Here is a 1087-nt window from a genome sequence, read left to right as displayed (position 1 = left end):
GGCCCTGCAAGGGCTGGACCTGCTGGTCTCGAAGGGCGAGCTCATGGCCCTGGTCGGCGCCTCGGGCAGCGGGAAGTCCACTCTCTTGAACATCCTGGCGGGGCTGGACGTCCCCACCGCGGGCGGCGCCACGGTCGCGGGCTTCGACCTGCTGGCCATGGACAGCCGGTCCCGGCTGCGCTACCGGCGCGAAGTGGTGGGCTTCGTCTGGCAGCAGACGGCGCGCAACCTCCTGCCCTACCTCACGGCTGCCCAGAACGTGGCCCTGCCCATGCGCCTCGCGGGCCTCGTCAGGGGCAGGCGGCAGCGCGCCGTACGCACCACGGAGCTCTTGGAGATGACCGGTGTCGCCCACTGCCGCGACCGCCGCCCGCATCAGATGTCGGGCGGCGAGCAGCAGCGCACCGCCATCGCCGTGGCCCTGGCCAACCACCCGGCGGTGGTCCTCGCCGACGAACCCACGGGCCAGCTCGACTCCACCACGGCCGACCAGGTCTTCGCCACCTTCCGCACCGTCAACGAGGAACTCGGCACGACGGTCGTCCTGGTCACCCACGACACCGCGGTCGCCTCCGCCATCCGCCGCACGGTCGCCATCCGCGACGGCCGTACCGCCTCGGAGGTGCTGCGCCGCACCACCACCGACGACGAGGGACGCACCACGACCACGGCCCGTGAGTACGCCACCGTGGACCGCTCCGGCCGCCTTCAGCTGCCGCACGACTTCGCTCAGGCCCTCGACATCCGCGACCGCGTTCTGCTGGACCTGGAGCCCGATCACATCGCGGTGCGGCCCGACAAGGCGCGGTGAGCGTCTGCCCGACGCCGCCGGGCGGTGCCGGCCGCCGGGTTCATCCCGTGCGGCGGATGAGGGCCAGGTACATCGCGTCCGTGCCGTGCAGATGCGGCCAGAGCTGGATGTCGGGGCCGTCGCCGAGGTCCGGCAGGCCGGGAAGCAGCGGCCGGGCGTCGATGAGTTCGGCGTCGCGGTACTGCTTGAGCACGTCGTCGACCACCGCGCGGGTCTCGGCCAGGTGCGGCGAGCAGGTGGCGTAGCCGACGACGCCACCGACACGTACGGACTCCA

The 1087-nt window shown here is 72.7% G+C and carries 1 protein-coding gene and 1 pseudogene; one reads left to right on the top strand and one right to left on the bottom strand.

The window, feature by feature from the left end; translation table 11 throughout:
• Positions 1-811: ATP-binding cassette domain-containing protein (locus tag C3488_RS39645; protein ID WP_103845635.1), on the top strand; the 811-nt coding region annotated here is incomplete at its 5' end.
• Between the two features lie 40 nt (positions 812-851).
• On the opposite strand, the pseudogene C3488_RS39640 reads toward C3488_RS39645, so the two are convergent.
• Positions 852-1087: pseudogene (locus tag C3488_RS39640) on the bottom strand (rRNA cytosine-C5-methyltransferase); the annotation flags it as partial.

It is taken from the genome of Streptomyces sp. Ru72, from assembly GCF_002920635.1.
In the GTDB taxonomy this organism is placed as follows: Bacteria; Actinomycetota; Actinomycetes; order Streptomycetales; family Streptomycetaceae; genus Streptomyces.
Note: the sequence above shows the minus strand (reverse complement) of the source record. Positions and strands in the feature narration are given on the sequence as shown.